This is a genomic window from Streptomyces viridifaciens, assembly GCF_001888885.2.
Classification (GTDB): domain Bacteria; phylum Actinomycetota; class Actinomycetes; order Streptomycetales; family Streptomycetaceae; genus Kitasatospora; species Kitasatospora aureofaciens.
Window position 1 is genome coordinate 7067729 of the sequence record NZ_CP090841.1, and the last position, 21146, is coordinate 7088874.

Below are 21146 nucleotides of genomic sequence, written 5' to 3' on the forward strand. Positions count from 1 at the left end.
GGCCTCCGCTTTAACTGTAGGCCACCCCGGCCTGCGGACACCTCCGTGAAGGGAAGCCGATCATGACCGGTATCCGGGGCAAGGTCATCGCGATCACGGGCGCCAGCAGCGGCATCGGGGCGGCGACCGCGATCCATCTCGCCGAGCGGGGCGCCCTGCTGGTGCTCGGGGCGCGGCGCGAGGACCGGCTCGGGGCCGTCGTCGACGCCATCACGGCGAACGGGGGCACCGCCACGGGCGTCCTGGTCGACGTCACGCGCCGCGAGGACCTCCGGCGCCTGGTGGACACGGCCGTGGACCGCTACGGACGGCTCGACGTCCTCGTGTCCAACGCGGGCACGATGGCCGTCTCACCGTTCGACGACCTGCGCCAGGACGACTGGGACGCCATGGTCGCCACCCACGTCACCGGACTGCTGAACGGCATCGGTGCGGCGCTGCCGGTGTTCCGCCGCCAGCGCTCCGGACACTTCGTCAACGTCGGTTCGACCGCCGCCCACGTGGTCAAGAGCCCGCAGGCGGTCTACGCGGCCACCAAGACGGCGGTGAAGGTGCTCACCGAGGGCCTGCGCCAGGAAGCGGGACCCGATCTGCGCGTCACGCTCGTCTCGCCGGGCTTCACCGACACCGAAGGCGTGGGCAAGGGGGCCGGCCCCGAGCTGGCGGCCGCGATGATCGCGCAGCGCGACGAGATCGCCATGCCGCCCGGCGCGGTCGCGTCCGCCATCGCCTACGCCGTCGAACAGCCCGAGGGCGTCGACGTCGGCGAGATCGTGGTGCGCCCCACCGCGCAGTCCTGAGCGCGACCGCTCAGAAGAGGACGACGTCCGCCACCGCCCGCCCTCCCGGGCGGTGGCGGACGGGAGACCGGCGAGACGGTGGGCCCGTCAGGCCAGCGCGGCCTCGACCAGGTCGGCGGCCCTGGCCACGCTGGCGCCCGCCCGGACCTCCGCGCTGAGCTCCGCCAGCCGGTCCGCCACCTTCGGGTCCTCGGTCAGCTCCAGTACGGCCGAGCGCAGCGCGTCGGCGGTGGCCAGGTCGGTGTCCAGGCGTCGGGCGACGCCGAGTTCGACCAGCCGGTCCGCGTTCTCGAACTGGTCGGCGGCCTGCGGCACCGCGACCATCGGCAGCCCGCAGTACAGGCCCTCGCTGCACCCGCCCATCCCGGCGTGGGTGATGAACGCGTCGGCCTGCTGGAGCACCGCGAACTGGGGCACCCACGGGTGCACTTCGACGTTGGCCGGGATCGGGCCCAGCTCGGCCGGGTCGGTCGACCTGCCGATCTGGAGCACGACGTGCCAGCCGGGCAGGTCGCCGAAGGCCTCCAGGCATGCCCGGTAGAAGGCGGGCTGGTGGGTGAAGGTGGAGCCGAGCGAGACCAGCAGCACCTTCTGCGCGTCCTGCGGCCGGGTCCAACTCCCGTCGCGCCCGCGGTTGTCGAGGCAGGGCCCGGCGAAGGAGAAGACCTCGGGGTCGATCTCCGCCAGCCCGGTCTGGAGGGCCTGCGGAATGAGTGCTATCCCGCGGTCCGGCCTCAGCATGTAGGTGAAGATGTCGCGGGGCGGCACCCCGTTGTCGGCCAGCCACTGCGTGAACCGCTCAGGGACGTTCTCCGCCTCCAGCGCCTTCATGACCGTCCGGAAGGGCTCCACCTCGGGGTCGGCGGTGGCGACCCGGGACGGCGAGATCAGCATGGACGGCACGCCCCAGCTGTCGGCCAGGACCCGCCCCGCGTACGCCATGAAGTCGTAGAGGACGAGGTCCGGGCGGTCGTCCTCGAACACCTCCCGCATCAGCGGCAGCATCGCCTGCGCCTCGTCGAAGATCATGCTGTGCACGTTGGTCCCGGGCTCGACGGCCCCCTTGAGGACCGACAGGCCCGTCTCATGGGGCACGAACCGGGCGCCGGTGGCCTCGATCTGCTCGGCGAACGACGGGTCGTTCACGTAACTGACCCGGTGGCCGCGGGAGACCAGCTCCCGGATCACCTCCAGGCTGGGGTTCACGTGGCCGTGCGCCGGGATGTTCACCATGGCGATGTGTGCTGGGCCGGGCATCGTCGTTACCTCTCCTCGTACGTCGTCAGGGGTTGTGCGTCCCGTCTGACGTTACGTCAACTTACCTCCGGCGCGGGCATGCAGGGTGTCGATACGGGCACGTGCACGGCGGCCCGGCAGACGGGAGCGCCAACTCCCCCTGCCGGGGCGCCGTTTCGGTGTGGGGAAGGAGGGTCAGGAACGCCAGGCCGGGGCGGTCGCGATCGCCTTCAACTGGTCCACGTCGAGGGCCGGATCGCCGGGCCTGGCCGTGTACTGGTTCTCGCCGTTCCACTCCGAGAGCCACAGCTGGCTGCCGTCCGGGTAGTGCACGGCGGCCGTCCAGTGCAGGACCGGATTCGTCGCGGACTTCCCGTTGCCGAAGCGGTTGGTGACGACGAGCGTCCCGTCCGCCCCCTTCTGCCGGACCTCCAGCGGGGTCGGGGGGTTCCGGTCCATGGTCGCGAGTTCGTCCCGGCCCCGCTCGGACGCCGGGTCCGCGCCGACCTGCAGCATGCTGGTGCGGCCCTGGTAGGTGACGGTGAGCGCGGCGTGCCCGGGGTCCTGCTTCTCCACCTCGGCCCCGGCGGGCAGCAGCGGGACGAGTTTCGCGAGCAGCTCGGCATTGGACGGGCCGCCGGCCGCGGGCGCGGGGGGCGGGGAGTCGCCGGGCCTCGGCGCGTCCTTGACCGGGGCGAGCGCGGCGAAGACCCGGTCCCAGGCGGGGTCGGTCACCAGCTCCGTCAGTCGGGTGGAGTCGGCCACCGGCGGCTCCGGCCGGTTGGCCGTGGCCGGTTGCCCGTTGTACTCGGTGAACGAGACCCGGCGGCCGTCCGGGGCCGCCCAGGTGACCCGCCACTCGCGGCCGTCCTTGGCGTTCTGGTTGCGCAGCTTGTCGATCACCAGCACGGAGCCGTCCGGCCGGACCGTCCGGTCGCAGGCGTCCTGCGGCGTCTGGAACCCGTCCGTGCAGACCGCGCCCGCGTCGGGCCGCAGGTTGGTCCGCTCCACCGAGAACTCGACGATGCTCGCCCCGGCCCCGTCGTCGAACAGCAGGGTGGCGCCGGTGGTGTGCCCGCTGAGCTTCTCCGGGCCGTCGGTGTTGAGCTCCTGCACCGTGCCCTTCGGCAGCAGGCCGGTGATCAGGGTGACGAAGTCCCGCGTCGACATCTCTGGTCGGTCCGGATCCGGCTGGGCGGCAGGCCCGGTGGGCCCGAGCGGGCGCCCGCCGAGCGCGGTGAAGCCGCCGGCCCCGGCCAGCACCAGTACGGCGAGCGCGCTCGCAACGACGGCGCGTCGCCGGCGGCGTCGCCGGCGGCCGCGCTGCTCGGCCTGGGCGGCGAGGGTGTGCCGGACCGGTTCGGGGGCCAGCTCGGCGGCGCCGCGCAGGGCGCGGGCGAAGCCGTCGGTGAACGCGTCGGCGAACTCGTCGTCAGTGGGCATGGCGCAGCACCGCCTTCTCGGAGGAGGGGTTGGGCCCGCTGGTGGCGTCTTCCCCGGTCGTTCCCGGGGAGCCGCCGAAGGCCGTTTCGATGTCGTCGCCCAGCACCGCGCGCAGCCGGGCGAGGGCCCGGCGGCAGCGGGTGCGGACGGCGGTGCCGCTCAGCCGCAGGGCGGCGGCCGTCTCCTCGACGCTGCGGTCCTCCCAGAAGCGGAGCACCAGCACGGCGCGGTCCGGCGCCGGGAGTTCGGCGAGGGCGCGCAGCAGCGTCAGCCGCAGGGCCGGGTCCGGGTCGTGCACGCCGACCTCGGGGAACTCGTCGGTGACGCGCTCGGAGGCACTGCGCTTGCGCCGGTACGACAGGAAGGTGTTGACCAGCACGGTCTGTGCGTAGCCGCTGGGGTTGTCCAGCCGGGAAATCTTCCGCCACTTGAGATAGACCCGGCCGAGTGCCTCCTGCACGAGGTCCTCGGCGAGGTGGGAGTCACCGCCGGTGAGCAGGAAGGCGGTGCGCAGCAGGTGCCGGGCCCGGGAGGCGACGAAGTCCGGGAACTCCGGCCAGGGCGGTTCGGCCGATTCTTGATCCATACCTAGGTAACGCGGTGGGGTCGGGGTGGTGTGACAGTCCGGGCGCCGATCATTGTGCGGAACGGCTCGCCCGGGCCACCCCGCGGGCTGCCGCCGTACCCAGGGCGAGCCAGGCGGTGGCGAGCAGCCAGCCGCCGAGGACGTCCAGCGGCCAGTGCACCCCGAGGTAGATGCGGCTGAGGCCGACCGCGGCCGCGAAGACGACGGCGATCACGGTGGCGGCCCGGGCCGCTGCCGGACGGGCCCGGGCGACGGACAGGGCGAGCAGGCCGGCGCAGACCGCCGAGGTGAAGGAGTGCCCGGAGGGGAAGGAGAAGCCGGAAGCGTCGGTCGCCCAGTCCAGGCGCGGCGGGCGGGGGCGGGCGAAGAGCTGCATCAGCCCTGCACGCAGGAGTTGACCCAGGAGCAGCCACAGCACCGGGGCGAGGAGCAGCACCACCGCCCGGCGTGGCGGGCGGGGTGCGGCCAGGGCCAGGAGCGCGACGGCGCCCGCGGCCAGGGCCAGCAGGTAGGGCACCGTGCCGGAGCCGAGCGAGGTGATCACCACGGCCACCGTCCGGGCGGCGGACGGCCGGTGGGCGGCGGACCAGTCGTCGGCGTCCCGCTCGAAGCCGAACGGTGCCCAGCTCTGCTCGGCCAGTAGCGCGGCCAGGGCCGCGAACAGGACGAGTGCGAGGCCGGCCGCCAACTGCCACCGGTGCGGGCGGTCGGACGCGGGGGCCTTGGGTGGGTGGCTCACTACGGCGTGTGCCCTTCCTCGGAAGGTGCGGTCGGATTGCCGCTCCCATACTGGGGGGTCACGGCGTTCGGCCCGTACCCAACCGCACCGCCGTCCGCGGTCGGGCGGTCAGTTGCCGCCCGTCGGGCGGAACATGCCGATCGAATCGTGGTGGGCGGTGTCCCTGAAGCCGAACCGCTCGTAGAGGACGCGCGCGGGCCCGTCCGCGATCAGCGAGACGTAGGCGGTCGCGGGTGCCCGGCGGTCGAGTTCCTCGGTGAGTGCGGCCATGATGCGCTTGCCGAGGCCCTTGCCCTGGTGCGCCGGGTGCACGCAGATGTCGACGATCTGGAACGCGGTGCCGCCGTCGCCGATGATCCGCCCCATGCCGATCGGCTCGCCCTCGTGGTGCAGTACCACTCCGTGCCAGGTGTTGGGGAGGCCGAGGGCGACCGCCTCGGGCGTCCGGTCGGAGAGGCCGGCATCGGTGCGCAGGCGGCGGAAGACGTCGACGGCGGGGACGCCCGGGCGCAGTTCGTAAGGGTCAGTGACGCTTTGCATACATTACATGCTACAGGTGGCGGACTCTGGGCCGGCGGCGGGGCTCGTCGAACATGCCCTCGACGACTTCTCCCCACCGAACGGCGAGCACCTGCCGCTGGAGCAGGCGGCCGAACGGACCCGGGCCTTCGTCAGTTCTGCGCCGGACGGCGGCATGCACTGACCCGCGCTCCCGGGACCTCCGAGGAGAGTCCGAATCGACCAGTCGTACCATTGCCGACCTGTGGGTTTGCCGAGGCGAGGCGAGGAGAGGGCGGGCGGGGTGGTCAGGAGCGAGTGGGCGGCCGGGCTCGGGCGGCTGGTGGGGGCGGCGGCCGAACTGGGGGAGGCCGGGCGGCAGGCCGTGCTGCGGGGCGGGCGGTCGGCCGCAGGTGGGCGGTGGGCGCTCGCGGCGCTCGGCTCCGTCGCGCCGCCGCAGGTGCCCGTCAGTGAGCCGTGGAAGCTGTCGCTGGGCATGCTGATCGGCCGTCACCCCAGGACGCCGGGGGTGGTGCACAAGCTGCTGGGGCTGCTCGACGGCTACGGGGCGGTGCACCTGGGGCCGTCGAAGGTCGGTTTCGACGGTGAGGAGGTGGAGTGGGACAAGGTCGTCGAGGTCCGTACCCGCAACGCCTTCGAGGTGCTGACCACCAGCGCCCTGGAGCAGGACGTGGACCGGATCCGCGAGTTCCTCCCGCCGCTGCCCGGCCGCAAGTGGGCCGTCACCAGGGCCGGTGAGGCGCTGGCCACCGTGGTCCTCGCGGCGCTCGAACGCGGCTCGGTCGACCAGCGGCTGGACGAGCTGACCGTACCGGCCCAGATCGTCCACCGCGGTCTGCTCGGTCGGCCGCGCACCCTGGACGCGGGCTGCTTCGCCGCGGCCACGCTGGTGATCGTGGGCCAGGCCCGGGAGAGCCTGATCGCGACGGCCCGGCAGCGCGGCATCCCGGTCCGGCCGGCCGCGGCCGCGGCGGAGGACGAGCGGGCGGAGCACGTCGCGGTGCTGCGCGAGCGCACCGACGCCGTCGCCCGGCTGCTGAGCCGGATCGAGCGGAGCGACCCGGACGCGGCAGAGACGGCGGACGAGGCGGAGGAGGCGGAGACGGCGGACGAGGCGGGGACGTCGGCCGCACCGCCGCAGCTCTCGCTCGCCAAGGCGCCGCTCGACCGCGGTCCGGTCGACCACGAGGTCCGAAGGGCCTGAAGGGGCAGAAGTGGCTGCAGGATTGGCGACGGTGTTCCGCGGCGAGGAACTGCCCGCGGAGGAACGCTTCGACTGCTGGCGGGAGTTGCTGGAGCGGACGCGGGCTTGCGACGCGACCAGCGCGCACGCCGGTGACTTCCGGGCGGAGCTGAGGCGATCCGAGCTGGGGGAGGTGGTGCTCCTCGGGACGTCCTTCCCCTCGGTGCGGTTCCGGCGCACCGAGCGCATGGTGCGGCGATCGGACGAGGGCGTCCTCCACCTGTCGTTCCTCCAGGAGGGCACCATGACGCTGACCCGCGGCGCCGGTCGGACGGAGACGCTTCGACCGGGCGACCTGCACCTGGTGGACAGCTCGACCCCGTACGACCTGCGGACCTTCGGCGGCCCCACCGCCGGTCGGGCGGAGCCCCGGGTCTCCGGGGTGGGCATCGACTTCCCCGCCGCCCTGCTGCCGCTGCCCCCGCACCGGCTGCGCGGCCTGCTCGGCCGCGCGTTCTCCGCGCGGGCGGGCTCGGCGGCGCTGCTGTCGGAGTTCCTGCTCGGGCTGGACCGGCAGGCCGCCGCCCTGGGGCCGGCCGAGGCGGCCCGGTTGGGGACGGTCGTGCTGGACCTGGTCGCCGCCTGGCTGGCCCGGGAGCTGGACGCCGAGGGCGCGGTGCCGGACGACACCCGGCAGCGGGCCCTGGTGGAGGGCGTACGGGCCTTCGTCCGGCGCAACCTGCACGACCCCGAGCTGTCGCCCGCCACGATCGCGGCCGCGCACCACGTCTCCGTCAGTCATCTGCACCGGGTGTTCACCCGGCAGTCGGCGGGGGAGACGGTCGCCGCCTGGATCCGCGGCCAGCGGCTGGAACGCGCGCGCCGCGACCTCGCCGACCCGGCGCAGCGCGCCACCCCGATCCACGCGGTCGCCGCCCGCTGGGGCATCCCGCGGGCCGACGACTTCAGCCGCTCCTTCCGGGCCGCGTACGGGCTCCCGCCCCGTGAGTACCGGCACCGGGAACTGGCCGCAATCGCCGGGCAGGCCGGCAAGTAGCCGCCGGGGGCCCGGTCCCGGCCCGGTGCCGGACCGGTCGTAGCACGAGCAGCGCAAGAGCGTCGGCTCAACTTCCAGGGGAAAACGAGGTTTGGCGTTCCTCGGTGACCGCCGTCCTGCTCGCCGCGGTCACCGCGACCGCCGACTTGCTGAACGCGCCCGCGCACCGGCCGTCCGGCGCGCGGGGTTCACCGGTTGGAGCGGGTCAGGCCGGGCGGGTGGCAGCCAGCAGGGACCGCAGCAGCGGCAGCAGTTCCTCGGTGTCGGCCGCCGCCAGGTCCTCGAACGCCCCGCTGGAGCGGGCCAGGACGATCCCGGTGAAGGCGGCCACCGCCAGCTCGGCCCGTAGCCCGGGCCGGTCCACCTGCTCGGCCACGAAGCGGTCGTGCAGCGGTCGCACCATCCGCTCGTGAAGGTAGGCGCGGCCGGCCTGCTGCACCTCGGTGTTGTCCTCGGGCAGCACCGCGGCCTGGAAGGACGGGCCGGGGCCGCGCCGGGCGAGCCGTACCAGCAGGCTGCGAAGCCGCTCCTCCTCCAGCAGGTCGGCCGGCACCTCGTCGCCCAGCTCGACCTGGAGGGTGGCCAGGTAGAGCTGGGTCTTGCCGCCGAAGTAGCGGGCGATCAACGATGCGTCCACGCCGGCGCGTTCGCCGATCTCGCGGGTGGTGGTGCGGGCGAAGCCGCGCTCGGCGAAGAGTTCCACCGCCGCCCGGATCAGCAGTTCCCGGCTGCGGGCGGCGTCCCGGCGCCGGGGCGCCGCGGGATCCGCGCAGTCGTCGGTTCCGGCGGGGGACCGGTCGGCGGACCCGTCGGCCCCGGCGGTCGCGGCGGTCACCGGTCCGTCCCCGCCCGCACCACGGGGACCTCGCTCTCGCCGGCCACGCCGTCGGCGATGCTCTCTTCCACCATCAGCTCCTCGTCGACCCGCGCACCCTCCCGGGCGGCGGCCGCGGCACTGAACCGCGGCAGGACGATCGTAATCAGGCCGACCGCCACCCACACCGCGCAGGAGATCAGCGCCGCGTCCCGGTAGCCGCTGTCGGTGGGCAGCAGCCGCCCCGGGGCGGTGTGCGCCTGGAGGACGGCACCGCACAGCGCGCTGCCGGTGGAGTAGCCGATGGTGCGCAGCAGTTGGTTGAAGCTGACGGCGCTGCCGACCTCGTTCGCGGGCACCGCGGCGACGATCAGTCCGGGCATCACGGCGAAGGTGCAGCCGACGCCGAGTCCGGCGATGCCCATCACCACCAGGTGCCCCCACAGGTGGTCACGGGCGAGGAGGAAGAACAGCACCGAGCCGAGCGAGACGGCGCAGCCGATCGGCAGGACCAGGGCGGAGGAGGTGCGCCGGGTGAGGACCGGGACGAGCTTGCTGGACAGCAGGCTGGCTCCCGAGAAGGGCAGCAGTACCAGCCCGGCGACCACGACGGAGGCGCCCAGGCCGTAGCCGGTGCTGGTCGGGGTCTGGACGTAGCGGATGACCAGTGAGATCAGCAGGTACATCCCGACGCCCGCGACCAGGCCGGCCACGTCGGCGGTCAGCACCACGGGGTTCCTGAGGCTGCGCAGGTCGATCAGCGGGTGGGCGGTGCGCAGTTCGTGCCGCACCCAGCCGGCGAGCAGCAGCAGCGAGACGGCCGCCACGGCCCACAGCCGCCCGCTGCCCCAGCCCCAGCTCTCGCCCTCGCTGAGCGCCAGCAGCAGTCCGATCAGGGCGAGGCTCAGCAGCGCGGTGCCGGGAACGTCCAGCGGCCGCCGCTCGCGGTCCTCGGCCTCGGGCAGTACGAGCGCGGCCAGTAGCAGCGCCAGGCCGCTGATCACGGAGCCGAACCAGAAGCCCGCGTGGAGGCCGAAGGACTGGGAGATCAGCCCGGTGATCGGGTAGCCGAGGCCGACGCCGGCCACGGTGGTGATGGAGAGCAGCGCGACCGCCGAGCGGGAGGCCGCGGCCGGAAGCGCCTCCCGCGCGGTGGCGATGGCCAGCGGGGTCAGGCCCACCCCGACGCCCTGGAGCGCCCGGCCGGCGATCAGCCACCAGAAGCCGAGCGGCAGTGCGGCCAGCACACTGCCGAGCACCACCAGGGCGGCGGCGGCCAGGGTGACCCTACGGCGGTCGGGCCCGTCGCCGAGGCGGCCCAGCACCGGGGTGGCGACCGCACCGACCAGCATCGTGATGGTCAGCGACCACTGGGCCTCGGCGAGCGAGACGTGGTCGACGGTGGCGATGGTCGGGATCATCGGTGCGCCGAGGCTGCTGATCACCGCCACCACGGCGCTGAGGAAGACCAGTACGGGCACCAGCGCCCGCTCACGCCGCGTCGACAGGCCCGTTGGGGTCTCCATGGACGCGCCCCCCTTTGTGGTCACAGTTCGAGAGTCCGAACCGGGGAGGGAACGCCCAGCCCGGCCACCCCGGGGGCGCAGTGGCCGAGGGATGTCATCAAGCGATGTCATCGAATGATGTCTTCAGATGATGACATGCCGGTCGACCCGGTGGGAGCCGGGTCGACCGTGGCGTTCTTCACGTCGGAGGGGCCGCGGGCGTCAGCGGCGCCCGAACAGTCGTCCGAGCCAGCTCCCGGACGCCTGCTCCTTCGGCGGGCAGGAGCACCGCTGGGACCGGGGGATCCCGGCCAGCACCTGTTCGACGTGCATCCCGCACCCGGCGTAGGTCGGCTTCCCGCAGGTACGGCAGGCGATTCGGCGGCACATGCCGCGCTCCCTTCTCAAGGCCCCCCGGTGAATGGGTTGACCCGCCAAATATACCCCTACCCGTATTCGAACTGCGGCGATCTAGCCCCGACGCGGCCCGCGATCCGACCGCGGGCCGCCGCTCCCCGCCGCTCCGACAGCGGCCGACACCACCGCCACTAGCCCCGGACCGGGTCGAACTGGTCGAATCGTCCCGTGGACACAACGCACGAAGAGGACCGGGGCACCCCGGTCGGCCGCCGGGTGGTGCTCGGGCTGCTCGGACTCGGGGCGGCCGGCGTGGCCGCCGGACCGTTCCTGCAACGGCTGGAATCCGGGCTGGCGGAACGGGACCCGAGCGGCCTGACCGGGCTGCTGCCCGGCAACAACGGCTTCCGGTACTACTCGGTGGTGACCTCCGTCCCCGAGCGGGACGCGACGAACTACACCCTCACCGTGGACGGCCTGGGTCAAGGGCGGGGCAGCAGCGGCTCCCACACGTCCCGCTCAGCCGTGGCCGACCAGGCCACGTCGCCGTGGCCGTAGCCCGGCACCACCCGGTAGTCGACCCGGGCGCCGCCCCGGCGGACGAGGCGGGCGCCGAGGTCGTGGTCGCCGCGACCGAACTCGGCGTTCACCCAGACCACGTCCGCCCGGATCGCCGCCCAGTCGATCCGGTGGACGTCCGTGCGGCCGGCCCAGACCGCCGCCAGGTCGCGCAGCAGCGCGGTCGGCTGGAGGCCGCTGCCGAGGCGGGCGACCGCCTCCTGCCAGACCGCGAGCGGGGTGTGGGTGAGGGCGAAGCGGTCCTCCTCGGGGGTGGCGCCGAAGGCGTAGCTGCCGCTGCTGTGCCCCCGGTGGTGGATCCAGTTCGCGGGGCCGGGCAGCTCCCGGGTGTGGGTCAGGGCGTAGTGCAGCAGCCCGAGGTTGCTGAACTGCCCCGCCCCGGGCGCCGATTGCGGTCGCGGCAGTCCGCTCGGGGCGTCGGGGGCGGCGGCCGCGCGGGCGAACAGGCCCTTCAGGCCGGGGTCGACGGTCAGGACGCCCGCCGCCAGCTGCCGCTGGAACAGGTCGGTCAGTGCCCCGGCCCGCGCGACCAGCTCCGGTTCCGTCCCCGGGTCGTACGGGCCGGTGGTGTCGAGGACGAGCACCCGCCGCAGGGCGCGGTCGCTGTTCCGGGCGGCGGCGGTGGCGAGGGCGAGCGCGGCCCCGGCCGAGTGGCCGAGCAGCTCGTACGGCAGGCCGGTGACGGCTCGGACGGCGGCGACGACCCGTTCGAGGTCCGCCCGGTGCCCGTCCAGGCCCCAGCCGGCGCACTGCGGGCCGATCCGGTCGGCCGCCAGCGCGTCCTCGCGCGGGGTGGTGCCGATGACCAGGTACCCGTGGTCGGCGAGGAAGCGGGCGAGGCTCCTGCCCTGCGCGGTCCCGTAGTTGGCGGCGACGTTGAGGCCGCCGCCCGGCAGCAGGTGGACCACCCGGTGGGCCGTCCCGCCGTCGCCGAGGACGTCGACGGCGAACCGCCCCGCCGACCCGTCCGGCACGACCAGGCGGTGGTGACCGGGCCCGAGGGGCAGGGCCGCCGTCTCACCGCAGCCCAGTGCCGCCCCCAACCGTCCGACGAGGTCCCCGTCCACCGTTGCCCCTCCCGCGCCGCGCACTCCCAACGGCGAACAGTCTGACGCACGGCCGTCGTCGCCCGCCCGGGCCGGTGCCTCTGAACGGGGCAGAACCGCTCGCCCCCACCCCCGTGAGGGGCGAGCGGAGATCCTGCGGGGTGACCCAACCCGGCTCAGAGGCCGAGGAGTTCGGCGAAGGTGCCGCCGAGGACGCGGTCGCGCAGTTCGCCGGGCGAGGTGACGCGCTCGACGAGGGCGCGGGTCAGGACCGGGTCCCCGTACGGGGCGTCCGAGCCGAAGACCGTCCGGTCGGGCACCTCCCGGAGGGCCAGCCGGAGTGCGAACACGACGTTGGTGGTGGACAGTTCCAGGTAGAGGTTCGGGGTCTCCCGGGCCAGCTCGATGGCCGTCAGCCAGTTGAGGCCGCCGAGCTGGCTGATCACCACCGGCACGCTCGGGTGGCGGCGGGCGAGGCCGGCCAGCGTCGCCAGGTCGCCGGCGGTGGTCGGCGCGAACCCGTGCACCACGACCGGCAGTCCGCCGTGGTCGGCCGATGCGCGCAGGACCGGCTCGATCAGGCCCGCGCCGTCCGGCGGTGGGGTCAGCTCGCCGATGCCCCGGAAGCCCCGGGCGACCACGTCCCCCTCCACCTCCGCGGCGATCCGTTCGGCCGGTACGTCCAGCCGCACCTTGCCGAAGCCGATGAACCGGTCCGGGTGCGCCGCGCAGGCCGCCGCCAGCTCCCGCACCGCCGCCTCGTGCGCCTCGGCACCGGCGGACCGCCCGCTGACCGTCGCGTGCAGCACGTCCATCTCCCGCTTGAACGAGGCCAGATCGACGGCCCGCTCCGGATGCGGCCGGGTACCGAAGAGCACCGCGCGGTCGACCCCCGCCTCGTCGAGCAGCGCGAGGTGGCTGTCCAGCGGGTCGTGAACGTGGCTGTGAGCGTCGATGATCAACGGTTTCTCCTGGTCAAGTGCCGTCCCTCGGGGGCGACCTCCCGTCGCCGTGGCCTAGTCTTCAACCCTGACACCGTGACAAGGTCAAGCCGAACGAGGAGCGAACGACCATGCGGATCGGGCAGCTGTCCCAGCGCACCGGCACCAGCGAGCGCCTGATCCGGTACTACGAGTCGGCCGGGCTGCTCAGCTCGGCCCGACTGCCCAACGGCTACCGCGACTACGAGCCCTCGGCCGAGCAGACCGTCCGCCAGATCCGCGCCCTGCTCGCCGCGGGCCTGCCCACCCGGCTGATCGGCCAGGTCCTGCCCTGCGGCCAGCCGGACGGCCCGCTGCTCGCCTGCCCGGGCGTGCTCACCAAACTGCGCACCCAGCTCGCCGAACTCGACCGGCGCGCCGAGGAGTTGGACCAGGCCCGGGACACCCTGCGGCGGGCCATCGCGGCCACCGAGCAAGCGGGCCCGCCCGCGCTCCAGGGCAGCGGACGGAGTGCCGGTCGGCCATCCTCGACCGCCAGGTAGCGTTGAGTAGAGATGGCATGTACGCTGCGTGTCGCTGGTTGAGAAATCAGCGGGCCTGGCCGCCACTCCGTGGGGGGAGTCACGCCCAGGCCCGGTTGCCGGCAGGGGCCCGATCGCACTCGTGGGGGAGTCGCGGTCGGGCCCGTCGCCGGTTGCCCCTTGTATGCCCACCCGCTCGCCCCGCCAGACCTGACGATCGTCCAGCCGGAACGCGGTTCCAGGCGCGTTCGTCCAGAAGAGCAGGCATGGGCGGGTGGTTCGGGCCTTCGACGCCACCCTCCGCCGAGGCCGAGCCCGAGGCCGGCCGTTTCGCCGAGGGCGCTCCGGGCAGGCGCGAACGGGAGCGGGGACACGGACGGAAGAGAGGGACGGGACGATGCCACAGGTCGCGGATTTCGTGCTGCAGCGCCCACTGACGGCCGCCGTCCCAGGAGTCCTGCGATGACCGATCCCGTCCAGGTGGACCACCTCGTCGTGCACGCCTTCACCGTCTCCACCGACGGACCGGACGGCACCGAACAGGACGGCACCCTGGAGTGGGACTCGACCACCATGGTCCTGGTCGAGGCCCGTGGCGGAGGCCGCACCGGCATCGGCTACACCTACGCCGACGTCTCCACCGCGGTCTTCGCCGAGTCCAAGCTGGTGCCCCTCGCCGTCGGTGCCGACGCGCTCGCCCCGCCCGCCGTCTGGCAGCGGATGCGGCGTGCCACCCGCAACGCCGGGCAACCGGGCGCCGGTGCGATGGCCGTCTCGGCCGTCGACCTCGCGCTGTGGGACCTCAAGGCGCGCCTGCTGGAGCTCCCGGTCGTGGACCTGCTGCCCTCCTTCCACGACCGGGTGCCCGTCTACGGCAGCGGTGGCTTCACCAACTACCCCCTGGACCGGCTCGCGGACCAGCTGTCCGGATGGGCCGCCCAGGGCATCCCCCGGGTCAAACTCAAGACCTCCCGCCACCCCGACCAGGATCCCGAACGACTGCGCGCCGTCCGCCGGGCCGTCGGGGACGACACCGAGCTGTTCGCCGACGCCAACGGCGCCCTGAACCGCACCGAGGCCGTGCACTGGGCGCGGCGCTTCGCCGAGGAGTGGGACGTCCGCTGGTTCGAGGAGCCCGTCAGCTCCCTGAACCCGCGCGGCCTGCGGACCGTACGGGAACACACGGCCGGCCGCCCCGAGATCACCGCCGGCGAGTACGGCTACCTCCTCACCGACTTCGCCACCCTCCTGGAAGCCGACGCCGTCGACTGCCTCCAGGCCGACATCACCCGCTGCGGCGGCATCACCGGCCTGCTCCAGGTCGCCGGACTCGCCGCCGCCCACGACATCGACCTGTCCGGGCACTGCGCGCCCGCGCTCTCCGCCCACGGCTTCTGCGCGGTCGACCGGCTGCGCCACCTGGAGTACTTCCACGACCACGTCCGGCTGGAGGGCATGCTGCTCGACGGCACGCTCCGGCCGGAGGGCGGCGCGCTGCGCCCCGACCGGGACCGCCCGGGCTTCGGGCTGGACGTCAGGTGGGCGGACGCGGAGCGCTACCGCGTGCACGGTCCCTGAACGAGCGCGTCCCAAGGCAACCGCCCGGCGCCCGAGGCGCGGCCGGGATCGACGGCGTGCGCACGGCCGGTCCACCGACGGGGATCAGGGCGGCCGGTCCGAAATGGGGCCATGCGGGTGGACTCGGTGCCGGTCCGCCGCCGCAGCGCCGGGGGCGGACCCGGACGGGTTCCTAGCGTGGGCGGGCATGGTTTCCACTGTCGGCCGTACGAGTCCCCGGAGCGCAGGTGCACGAGCTGTCGATCGCGCTGTCCGTGGTGGAGGCGGTGGAGGAGTTCGCGGCCGGGTACCCCGGCGAGCGGGTCGAGGAGGTCCGGCTGCGGGTCGGTGCGCTGGCCGGAGTGGAGGCCGAGGCACTGGACTTCTCGTTCGCGGTGGTCTGCGAGGGGACGGCCCTCGCGGGTGCCCGCCTGGCGATCGAGCACGTGCCCGCGGTGGTGCGGTGCCGGCCGTGCGAGCGGGAGTTCGCCGTCCGGCCGCCGCTCGACCTGCGGTGCCCGGCGTGCGGCGGCGGGTCCGTGGAGTGCGCGTCCGGACGGGAACTGGAGATCGCCGCCGTCGTCCTGGGGACGGCGGAGGGCGCCGACGAGCGGGAGGTGGCCGGCGATGTGCCGAGTCCATGAGGTGCAGCACGCGGTCCTCGCGAAGAACGACGCCCTGGCGGCGGCGCTGCGCGCGGACCTCCGGGAACGGGACGTCGTCCTGGTGAACCTGCTGTCCAGTCCGGGCAGCGGCAAGACCGCCCTGCTGGAACGGCTCCTGACGCGGGCCGTCGAGGACGGCGTACCGGTCGCCGCGATCACCGCCGACCTCGCCACCGAGAACGACGCCCGCCGCCTGGCCCGCTCCGGCGCCCCGGTCAAGCAGGTCCTCACCGGCGGCCTGTGCCACCTGGAGGCGGCCCAGTTGCGCGGCCACCTGGACGGCTGGCTGCCGGACGGCACCCGGCTGCTGTTCGTGGAGAACATCGGCAACCTGGTGTGCCCGTCCTCGTACGACCTCGGGGAGGAGCTGCGGATCGTCCTGATGTCGGTGACCGAGGGCGAGGACAAGCCCGTCAAGTACCCGAACGCCTTCGGTTCGGCGAACCTGGTCGTGCTCACCAAGTCCGACCTGGCGCAGGCCGCGGGCTTCGACGAGCCGGCCTTCCGCGGGCACGTCGACCGGGTGAATCCCGGCGTGCCCCTGCTGGAGACCTCGGCGCGCACGGAGCAGGGCATCGGTCGGCTGTGGGAGACGGTGAACGGGGGAGCGGCCGTCCACCAGCCTGTTCTGGCCCGCGCCGCGGCGGACGGGCAGCACCACCATGCCGCCGCACACCACTGAGGCCACCGGCCGCCCCGTCGGCACGGACCCGGCGGCCCCGCCCCAGGGCCCGGTCCGCCGCGTGCTCACCGTCACCGGCGTGGTCCAGGGCGTCGGCTTCCGGCCGTTCGTGCACGCGCTGGCGAGCCGGCTGGGCCTGGCGGGAGAGGTGGCCAACACCTCGGCCGGAGTGGTGATCGACGTCGAGGGGCCGGACCGCACGGTGGCGGAGTTCGGCCGCCTGCTGCGCTCCGAGGCCCCGCCGCTCGCCGAGATCGCCACCGTCCGGTGCGCGAGCGCCCCGCCGGCCGGCACCCGCGGGTTCACCATCCGCCCGTCCCAGCCCGGTGCGGGCCGCACCATGGTCCCGCCCGACGCCGCGACCTGCGCCGCCTGCCTGGCCGAACTCGCCGACCCCACCGACCGCCGCCACCGGCACCCGTTCATCAGCTGCACCCACTGCGGCCCGCGGTTCACCGTCACCACGGCCCTGCCGTACGACCGGCCCGCCACCACGATGGCGGGCTTCCCGCTGTGCCGCGAGTGCGAGCGCGAGTACCGCGATCCGGCGGACCGTCGGTTCCACGCCCAGCCGGTGGCCTGCTGGGCCTGCGGGCCGGTGCTGCGACTGACCGGTGACGGCACCTCGACCGAGGGCTCGCCCGCCCTGGCCACGGCCCGGCGGATGCTCGCCGCCGGGGCGATCGTCGCCGTCAAGGGCGTCGGCGGCTACCACCTGGTGTGCGCGGCCGCGCACCGGGAGGCCGTCCGGGAACTGCGCCGCCGCAAGGCCCGGGGCGACAAGCCGTTCGCCGTGATGGCGCCGGACGTGGCGACGGCCGCCCGGCTGGGCCGGGTCGGCCCGGCGGAGGAGGCGCTGCTGACCGGCCGGGCCCGGCCGATCGTGCTGCTGCGCCGCACGGACCCGGGCGGCGCGCTGGCGCCGGAGGTCTGCCCGGGCAGCCCGGACGTGGGCGTGCTGCTGCCGTACACGCCGGTGCACCGGCTGCTGTTCGGCCTGCCCGGAGACCCGCCCGGCCCGGGTGTGCTGGTGGTGACCAGCGCGAACCGCTCCGGCGAGCCGCTGGTCACCGATGACGGCGAGGCGTTCGAGCGGCTGGCCGGCCTGGCCGACGCCTGGCTGTGGCACGACCGGCCGATCGCCGTTCCGTGCGACGACTCGGTGGTCCGGGCCCGCCCGGACGGCGAGCCGATGATCCTACGGCGCTCGAGGGGTTTCGCACCCGCCCGGATCGAGTTGCCGCTCGACCTGCGCCCGGTGCTGGCGGTCGGCGGCGACCTCAAGAACGCCCTCTGCCTGGCCGAGGGCCGCTCCGCCTGGCTGTCCGGCCACATCGGCGACCTCGGCGAGCTCTCCACCCAGCGTTCCTTCGAACGCGCGGAACGGCACCTGCGCACGCTGACCGGCGTCGAACCCCAGCTGCTGGCCGCCGACCGGCACCCCGGCTACGCCTCCGCGCGCTGGGCGCGGCGCAACGCCGGCGAGCGCCCCGTCGCCCGGGTTCAGCACCACCACGCGCACGTCGCCGCCGCGATGGCCGAGCACGGCCTGGACGGCAGCGCGCCGGTGATCGGCGTCGCCTTCGACGGGACCGGATACGGCGAGGACGGCGCGGTGTGGGGCGGTGAGGTGCTGCTCGCCGACTACGCCGGTCACCGGCGCTTCGCCCACCTGGCGTACGTCCCGCTGCCCGGCGGCGACACCGCGGTCCGCGAGCCCTGGCGGATGGCGCTCGCCCACCTGCGCGCGGCCGGCCTGCCCTGGGCCGAGCACCTTCCGTGCACCGCCGCCCGCCCGCCCGAGCTGCGCCGGCTGCTGGCCCGTCAGCTGGAACGAGGCCTCAACTGCCCGCCGACCTCCAGCATGGGCCGCCTGTTCGACGCGGTCTCCTCGCTGGCCGGCGTCTGCCACGACGCGGGGTTCGAGGCGCAGGCCGCGATCGAGCTGGAGGCGGCGGCTGTACGGGCCGTGGACGCCGGCGGGTACGCCTTCGCACTGCGGCCGGGGCCGGACGGCCTGCTGCTCGACCCCGCGCCCGTGCTGCGCGCCTGCGCCGAGGACGTCCGGGCCGGCGCGGGCGCCCCGGTGGTCGCCGCCCGGTTCCACCGGGCCGTCGCGGCGGTGGTCCTGACGGTCTGCCGGGAGGCGCGCCGACGCACCCGGACCGGCACCGTGGCGCTCACCGGCGGCGTGTTCACCAATGCCCTGCTGGACCACTGGACCGCCGAACTGCTGGCCGGCGACGGCTTCACCGTGCTGCGCCACCGGGCCGTCCCGCCCGGCGACGGAGGGCTGGCCCTCGGGCAGGCCCTGGTGGCGGCCCGGACCGCCTGAACAACCCGTACGCGCCTGAACCACCCCGAGGAAATGAGGAGTGCGCCGATGTGTCTGGCAGTACCCGGCCGGGTGGCCGAAGTCTACGAACGCGACGGCACCCGGATGGCCCGGGTGGACTTCGGCGGAGTGCTGAAGGAGGTCTGCCTGGAGTACCTGCCGGAGATCGCCGTCGGTGACTACGCCATCGTCCACGTCGGCTTCGCCCTCCAGCGGCTGGACGAGGAGTCGGCGCTGGCGACCCTGCGGCTGTTCGAGGAGATCGGCGCGCTGGAAGAGGAGTTCGGCGACGCCTGGGCCCGGGCCCAGGCGGAGGCTCAGCCCGAGGAGGCTTCGTGAAGTACATCGAGGAGTTCAACGATCCCGGCCTGGCGCGCCGGCTGCTGGAGGACATCCGGGCCACCGTGACCCGCCCGTGGGCGCTGATGGAGGTCTGCGGCGGACAGACGCACTCCATCATCCGGCACGGCATCGACCAGCTCCTGCCGGAAGACGTCGAACTGATCCACGGCCCGGGCTGCCCGGTGTGCGTCACGCCGCTGGAGGCGATCGACCGGGCGCTGGCCATCGCCGCCCGGCCGGAGGTCACCTTCTGCTCCTTCGGCGACATGCTGCGGGTGCCCGGCACCGACCGGGACCTGTACCGGGTCAAGGGCGCCGGCGGGGACGTCCGGGTGGTGTACTCGCCGCTCGACGCGCTGCGGATCGCCCAGGAGAACCCGCAGCGCGAGGTGGTGTTCTTCGGCATCGGCTTCGAGACCACCGCGCCCGCCAACGCGATGGCCGTCCACCAGGCCCGCCGCCTCGGCGTGCGCAACTTCAGCCTGCTGGTCTCGCACGTGCGGGTGCCACCGGCGATCGAGGCCATCATGAGCTCCGCGGACTGCCGGGTGCAGGGCTTCCTCGCCGCCGGCCACGTGTGCAGCGTGATGGGCACTACCGAGTACCCGGAGCTCGCCGAGCGCCACCGGGTACCGATCGTGGTCACCGGCTTCGAGCCGCTGGACCTGCTGGAGGGCATCCGCCGGGCCGTCCGCCAGCTGGAGCGCGGCGAGCACCGGGTGGAGAACGCCTACCCGCGCGCCGTCCAGGACACCGGCAACCCGGCCGCGCTCCGCATGCTCCAGGAGGTCTTCACCGTCACCGACCGCGCCTGGCGCGGCATCGGCACCATCCCGGGCAGCGGCTGGCGGCTCTCCGACGCGTACCGCGACTTCGACGCCGAGCACCGCTTCGACGTCACCGGGGTCACCACCCGCGAGTCCGCCCGGTGCCGCAGTGGCGAGGTGCTCCAGGGCCTGATCAAGCCGCACGAGTGCGAGGCGTTCGGCACCGCCTGCACCCCGCGCACCCCGCTCGGCGCCACCATGGTCTCCAGCGAGGGCGCCTGCGCCGCGTACTACCTCTACCGGCGGCTCGACCCGGCCGTCCGACGCGCCGAGGAGGCCGAGCCCGTTGGCTGACACGCTGCAGACCGCACCCGACTTCTCCGGCTGGTCCTGCCCGCTCCCGCTGCGCGACCACCCCGTGGTGGTGATGGGCCACGGCGGGGGCGGCGCGCTCTCGGCCGAGCTGGTCCGCCACCTGTTCCTGCCCGCGTACGGCGGCGAACAGCTCGAGGGGCTCGGCGACTCGGCGCAACTGACGCTCGGCGGTGCCCGGTTGGCCTTCTCCACGGACTCGTACGTGGTGCGGCCGCTGTTCTTCCCCGGCGGCAGCATCGGCGACCTCGCGGTCAACGGGACGGTCAACGACCTGGCGATGAGCGGCGCGGTGCCGGCGTACCTGTCCTGCGCGTTCGTGCTGGAGGAGGGCACCGAGCTGGCCACCGTCGGCGCCGTCGCGCAGGCGGTCGGCGCGGCCGCCCGGGCGGCCGGCGTCACCGTCGCGACCGGGGACACCAAGGTGGTCGACGCCGGGCACGGCGACGGCGTCTACCTCACCACCGCGGGCATCGGCCTGATCCCGGACGGCGTGGACATCCGCCCGCAGCGGGCCCGCCCCGGCGACGTGATCATGGTCAGCGGGCCGATCGGGCAGCACGGCATCGCCATCATGAGCGTGCGCGAGGGGCTGGAGTTCGGCGCCGAGGTGACCAGCGACACCGCGGCCCTCGGCTCGCTGGTCCAGGCCATGCTGGCCGTCACCCCCGAGCTGCACGTGCTGCGCGACCCCACCCGCGGCGGCCTGGCCGCCTCGCTCAACGAGATCGCCGCCGCCTCCGGCACCGGCGTGGTCCTGGAGGACCGGGCGGTGCCGGTCCCGGAGGCGGTCGCCAACGCCTGCGCCTTCCTCGGCCTCGACCCGCTGTACGTCGCCAACGAGGGCCGGCTGGTCGCCTTCGTGCCGCGCGAGCACGCCGAGGCGGTGCTCGCAGCGATGCGCGCCCATCCGGATGGGCGCGGAACGGTGATCGTCGGCGAGTGCGTCGCCGACCACCCCGGCGTGGTGGTCGCCCGTACGGGCCTCGGCGGCACCCGGATCGTCGACCTGCCGCTCGGAGAGCAGCTGCCCCGGATCTGCTGAACGCCACTCCGATGGCGAACCGAACGCGCGCGGGCGACCGCGAGATGTGACCGTG

At 74.4% G+C, this 21146-nt stretch carries 22 protein-coding genes and 1 pseudogene; 13 read left to right on the forward strand and 10 right to left on the reverse strand.

Features of this window, described 5'->3' with window-relative positions:
- Window positions 1-62 precede the first annotated feature (62 nt).
- The gene (locus tag BOQ63_RS38830; RefSeq protein ID WP_030284935.1) at window positions 63-800 is read left to right on the forward strand and encodes an SDR family oxidoreductase; all 738 of its coding nucleotides are present in this window, start codon (window positions 63-65) and stop codon (window positions 798-800) included.
- 87 nt (window positions 801-887) lie between these two features.
- On the opposite strand, the gene BOQ63_RS38835 is transcribed toward BOQ63_RS38830, so the two are convergent.
- From BOQ63_RS38835 to BOQ63_RS38855, 5 genes are all read right to left on the reverse strand, one after another.
- Window positions 888-2057 carry a macrolide family glycosyltransferase gene (locus BOQ63_RS38835; protein WP_030550244.1) on the reverse strand — a complete coding sequence of 390 codons (1170 nt, stop codon included), beginning with the start codon at window positions 2055-2057 and terminating at the stop codon, window positions 888-890.
- Window positions 2058-2231: 174 nt separating this feature from the next.
- Window positions 2232-3479 (reverse strand): hypothetical protein, encoded by a 1248-nt coding sequence (locus BOQ63_RS38840; RefSeq protein ID WP_030284930.1) that lies wholly within the window; start codon window positions 3477-3479, stop codon window positions 2232-2234.
- Window positions 3469-4065, reverse strand: coding sequence for a SigE family RNA polymerase sigma factor (locus BOQ63_RS38845; protein WP_078867355.1), 597 nt, complete (start codon window positions 4063-4065; stop codon window positions 3469-3471). Before BOQ63_RS38845 ends, BOQ63_RS38840 begins: the two co-directional genes overlap by 11 nt.
- 49 nt (window positions 4066-4114) lie before the next feature.
- Window positions 4115-4804, reverse strand: a complete 690-nt coding sequence (locus BOQ63_RS38850; RefSeq protein WP_078867354.1) for a phosphatase PAP2 family protein — start codon at window positions 4802-4804, stop codon at window positions 4115-4117.
- Between the two features lie 108 nt (window positions 4805-4912).
- Window positions 4913-5344 (reverse strand): GNAT family N-acetyltransferase, encoded by a 432-nt coding sequence (locus tag BOQ63_RS38855; RefSeq protein WP_030550248.1) that lies wholly within the window; start codon window positions 5342-5344, stop codon window positions 4913-4915.
- A 16-nt stretch (window positions 5345-5360) separates the two neighbouring features.
- On the opposite strand from BOQ63_RS38855, the gene BOQ63_RS38860 reads away from it, so the two are divergent.
- The 3 genes from BOQ63_RS38860 to BOQ63_RS38870 all read left to right on the forward strand — a co-directional run bounded on the left by BOQ63_RS38860 (window position 5361) and on the right by BOQ63_RS38870 (window position 7563).
- Window positions 5361-5507 (forward strand): hypothetical protein, encoded by a 147-nt coding sequence (locus BOQ63_RS38860; protein WP_167395842.1) that lies wholly within the window; start codon window positions 5361-5363, stop codon window positions 5505-5507.
- A gap of 99 nt (window positions 5508-5606) precedes the next feature.
- Complete coding sequence (locus BOQ63_RS38865; protein WP_150476297.1) at window positions 5607-6527, forward strand: hypothetical protein; 921 nt, start codon at window positions 5607-5609, stop codon at window positions 6525-6527.
- A gap of 10 nt (window positions 6528-6537) precedes the next feature.
- Window positions 6538-7563, forward strand: coding sequence for a helix-turn-helix domain-containing protein (locus tag BOQ63_RS38870; RefSeq protein ID WP_094742840.1), 1026 nt, complete (start codon window positions 6538-6540; stop codon window positions 7561-7563).
- Between the two features lie 205 nt (window positions 7564-7768).
- Here the strand turns inward: BOQ63_RS38870 and BOQ63_RS38875 are convergent, their stop codons facing one another.
- From BOQ63_RS38875 to BOQ63_RS38885, 3 genes are all read right to left on the reverse strand, one after another.
- Window positions 7769-8398: a TetR/AcrR family transcriptional regulator gene (locus tag BOQ63_RS38875; RefSeq protein ID WP_079183953.1), complete on the reverse strand. Its 630-nt coding sequence runs from the start codon at window positions 8396-8398 to the stop codon at window positions 7769-7771.
- Complete coding sequence (locus BOQ63_RS38880; RefSeq protein WP_079183954.1) at window positions 8395-9903, reverse strand: MFS transporter; 1509 nt, start codon at window positions 9901-9903, stop codon at window positions 8395-8397. The genes BOQ63_RS38875 and BOQ63_RS38880 overlap by 4 nt, the downstream gene beginning before the upstream one ends.
- 201 nt (window positions 9904-10104) lie before the next feature.
- Entirely contained in the window at window positions 10105-10272 is a 168-nt protein-coding gene (locus tag BOQ63_RS38885; protein WP_167395843.1) for a DUF8730 family Cys-rich protein, read from the reverse strand.
- A 195-nt stretch (window positions 10273-10467) separates the two neighbouring features.
- Between BOQ63_RS38885 and BOQ63_RS38890 the strand changes: the two are divergent.
- Window positions 10468-10719 (forward strand): annotated as a pseudogene (locus BOQ63_RS38890) (molybdopterin-dependent oxidoreductase); the annotation flags it as partial.
- Between the two features lie 2 nt (window positions 10720-10721).
- Here BOQ63_RS38890 and BOQ63_RS38895 read toward each other — a convergent pair.
- Together BOQ63_RS38895 and BOQ63_RS38900 are read right to left on the reverse strand one after the other, a co-directional pair.
- The gene (locus tag BOQ63_RS38895; RefSeq protein WP_072655867.1) at window positions 10722-11885 is read right to left on the reverse strand and encodes an alpha/beta fold hydrolase; all 1164 of its coding nucleotides are present in this window, start codon (window positions 11883-11885) and stop codon (window positions 10722-10724) included.
- Window positions 11886-12040: 155 nt separating this feature from the next.
- A complete protein-coding gene (locus BOQ63_RS38900) occupies window positions 12041-12826 on the reverse strand; it encodes an amidohydrolase family protein (RefSeq protein ID WP_072655868.1) in 786 nt (261 codons plus the stop codon).
- Window positions 12827-12936: 110 nt separating this feature from the next.
- On the opposite strand from BOQ63_RS38900, the gene BOQ63_RS38905 reads away from it, so the two are divergent.
- The 8 genes from BOQ63_RS38905 to hypE all read left to right on the forward strand — a co-directional run bounded on the left by BOQ63_RS38905 (window position 12937) and on the right by hypE (window position 21091).
- Window positions 12937-13347, forward strand: a complete 411-nt coding sequence (locus tag BOQ63_RS38905; RefSeq protein WP_030284907.1) for a MerR family transcriptional regulator — start codon at window positions 12937-12939, stop codon at window positions 13345-13347.
- A gap of 441 nt (window positions 13348-13788) precedes the next feature.
- A complete protein-coding gene (locus BOQ63_RS38910; protein ID WP_030284906.1) occupies window positions 13789-14904 on the forward strand; it encodes an enolase C-terminal domain-like protein in 1116 nt (371 codons plus the stop codon).
- 227 nt (window positions 14905-15131) lie between these two features.
- Entirely contained in the window at window positions 15132-15527 is a 396-nt protein-coding gene (gene hypA, locus BOQ63_RS38915; protein ID WP_063737758.1) for a hydrogenase maturation nickel metallochaperone HypA, read from the forward strand.
- Complete coding sequence (gene hypB, locus BOQ63_RS38920) at window positions 15511-16230, forward strand: hydrogenase nickel incorporation protein HypB (RefSeq protein WP_030284904.1); 720 nt, start codon at window positions 15511-15513, stop codon at window positions 16228-16230. Before hypA ends, hypB begins: the two co-directional genes overlap by 17 nt.
- Entirely contained in the window at window positions 16211-18565 is a 2355-nt protein-coding gene (hypF, locus tag BOQ63_RS38925; protein WP_150476298.1) for a carbamoyltransferase HypF, read from the forward strand. Before hypB ends, hypF begins: the two co-directional genes overlap by 20 nt.
- 48 nt (window positions 18566-18613) lie before the next feature.
- A complete protein-coding gene (locus BOQ63_RS38930) occupies window positions 18614-18904 on the forward strand; it encodes a HypC/HybG/HupF family hydrogenase formation chaperone (RefSeq protein WP_072655871.1) in 291 nt (96 codons plus the stop codon).
- Complete coding sequence (gene hypD, locus BOQ63_RS38935; protein ID WP_030284898.1) at window positions 18901-20028, forward strand: hydrogenase formation protein HypD; 1128 nt, start codon at window positions 18901-18903, stop codon at window positions 20026-20028. Before BOQ63_RS38930 ends, hypD begins: the two co-directional genes overlap by 4 nt.
- Window positions 20021-21091, forward strand: coding sequence for a hydrogenase expression/formation protein HypE (gene hypE / locus BOQ63_RS38940; RefSeq protein WP_030284896.1), 1071 nt, complete (start codon window positions 20021-20023; stop codon window positions 21089-21091). Before hypD ends, hypE begins: the two co-directional genes overlap by 8 nt.
- The last annotated feature ends 55 nt before the right edge of the window (window positions 21092-21146 follow it).

What these genes read in the sequence shown, in the direction of transcription:
- BOQ63_RS38845 (WP_078867355.1), bottom strand. Translation starts at nt 4,065, where the DNA reads ATGGATCAAGAATCGGCCGAACCGCCCTGGCCGGAGTTCCCGGACTTC.
- BOQ63_RS38905 (WP_030284907.1), top strand. Translation starts at nt 12,937, where the DNA reads ATGCGGATCGGGCAGCTGTCCCAGCGCACCGGCACCAGCGAGCGCCTG.
- hypF (WP_150476298.1), top strand. Translation starts at nt 16,211, where the DNA reads ATGCCGCCGCACACCACTGAGGCCACCGGCCGCCCCGTCGGCACGGAC.
- BOQ63_RS38840 (WP_030284930.1), bottom strand. Translation starts at nt 3,479, where the DNA reads ATGCCCACTGACGACGAGTTCGCCGACGCGTTCACCGACGGCTTCGCC.
- BOQ63_RS38835 (WP_030550244.1), bottom strand. Translation starts at nt 2,057, where the DNA reads ATGCCCGGCCCAGCACACATCGCCATGGTGAACATCCCGGCGCACGGC.
- BOQ63_RS38930 (WP_072655871.1), top strand. Translation starts at nt 18,614, where the DNA reads ATGTGTCTGGCAGTACCCGGCCGGGTGGCCGAAGTCTACGAACGCGAC.
- BOQ63_RS38830 (WP_030284935.1), top strand. Translation starts at nt 63, where the DNA reads ATGACCGGTATCCGGGGCAAGGTCATCGCGATCACGGGCGCCAGCAGC.
- BOQ63_RS38855 (WP_030550248.1), bottom strand. Translation starts at nt 5,344, where the DNA reads ATGCAAAGCGTCACTGACCCTTACGAACTGCGCCCGGGCGTCCCCGCC.
- BOQ63_RS38880 (WP_079183954.1), bottom strand. Translation starts at nt 9,903, where the DNA reads ATGGAGACCCCAACGGGCCTGTCGACGCGGCGTGAGCGGGCGCTGGTG.
- BOQ63_RS38885 (WP_167395843.1), bottom strand. Translation starts at nt 10,272, where the DNA reads ATGTGCCGCCGAATCGCCTGCCGTACCTGCGGGAAGCCGACCTACGCC.
- BOQ63_RS38910 (WP_030284906.1), top strand. Translation starts at nt 13,789, where the DNA reads ATGACCGATCCCGTCCAGGTGGACCACCTCGTCGTGCACGCCTTCACC.
- hypB (WP_030284904.1), top strand. Translation starts at nt 15,511, where the DNA reads ATGTGCCGAGTCCATGAGGTGCAGCACGCGGTCCTCGCGAAGAACGAC.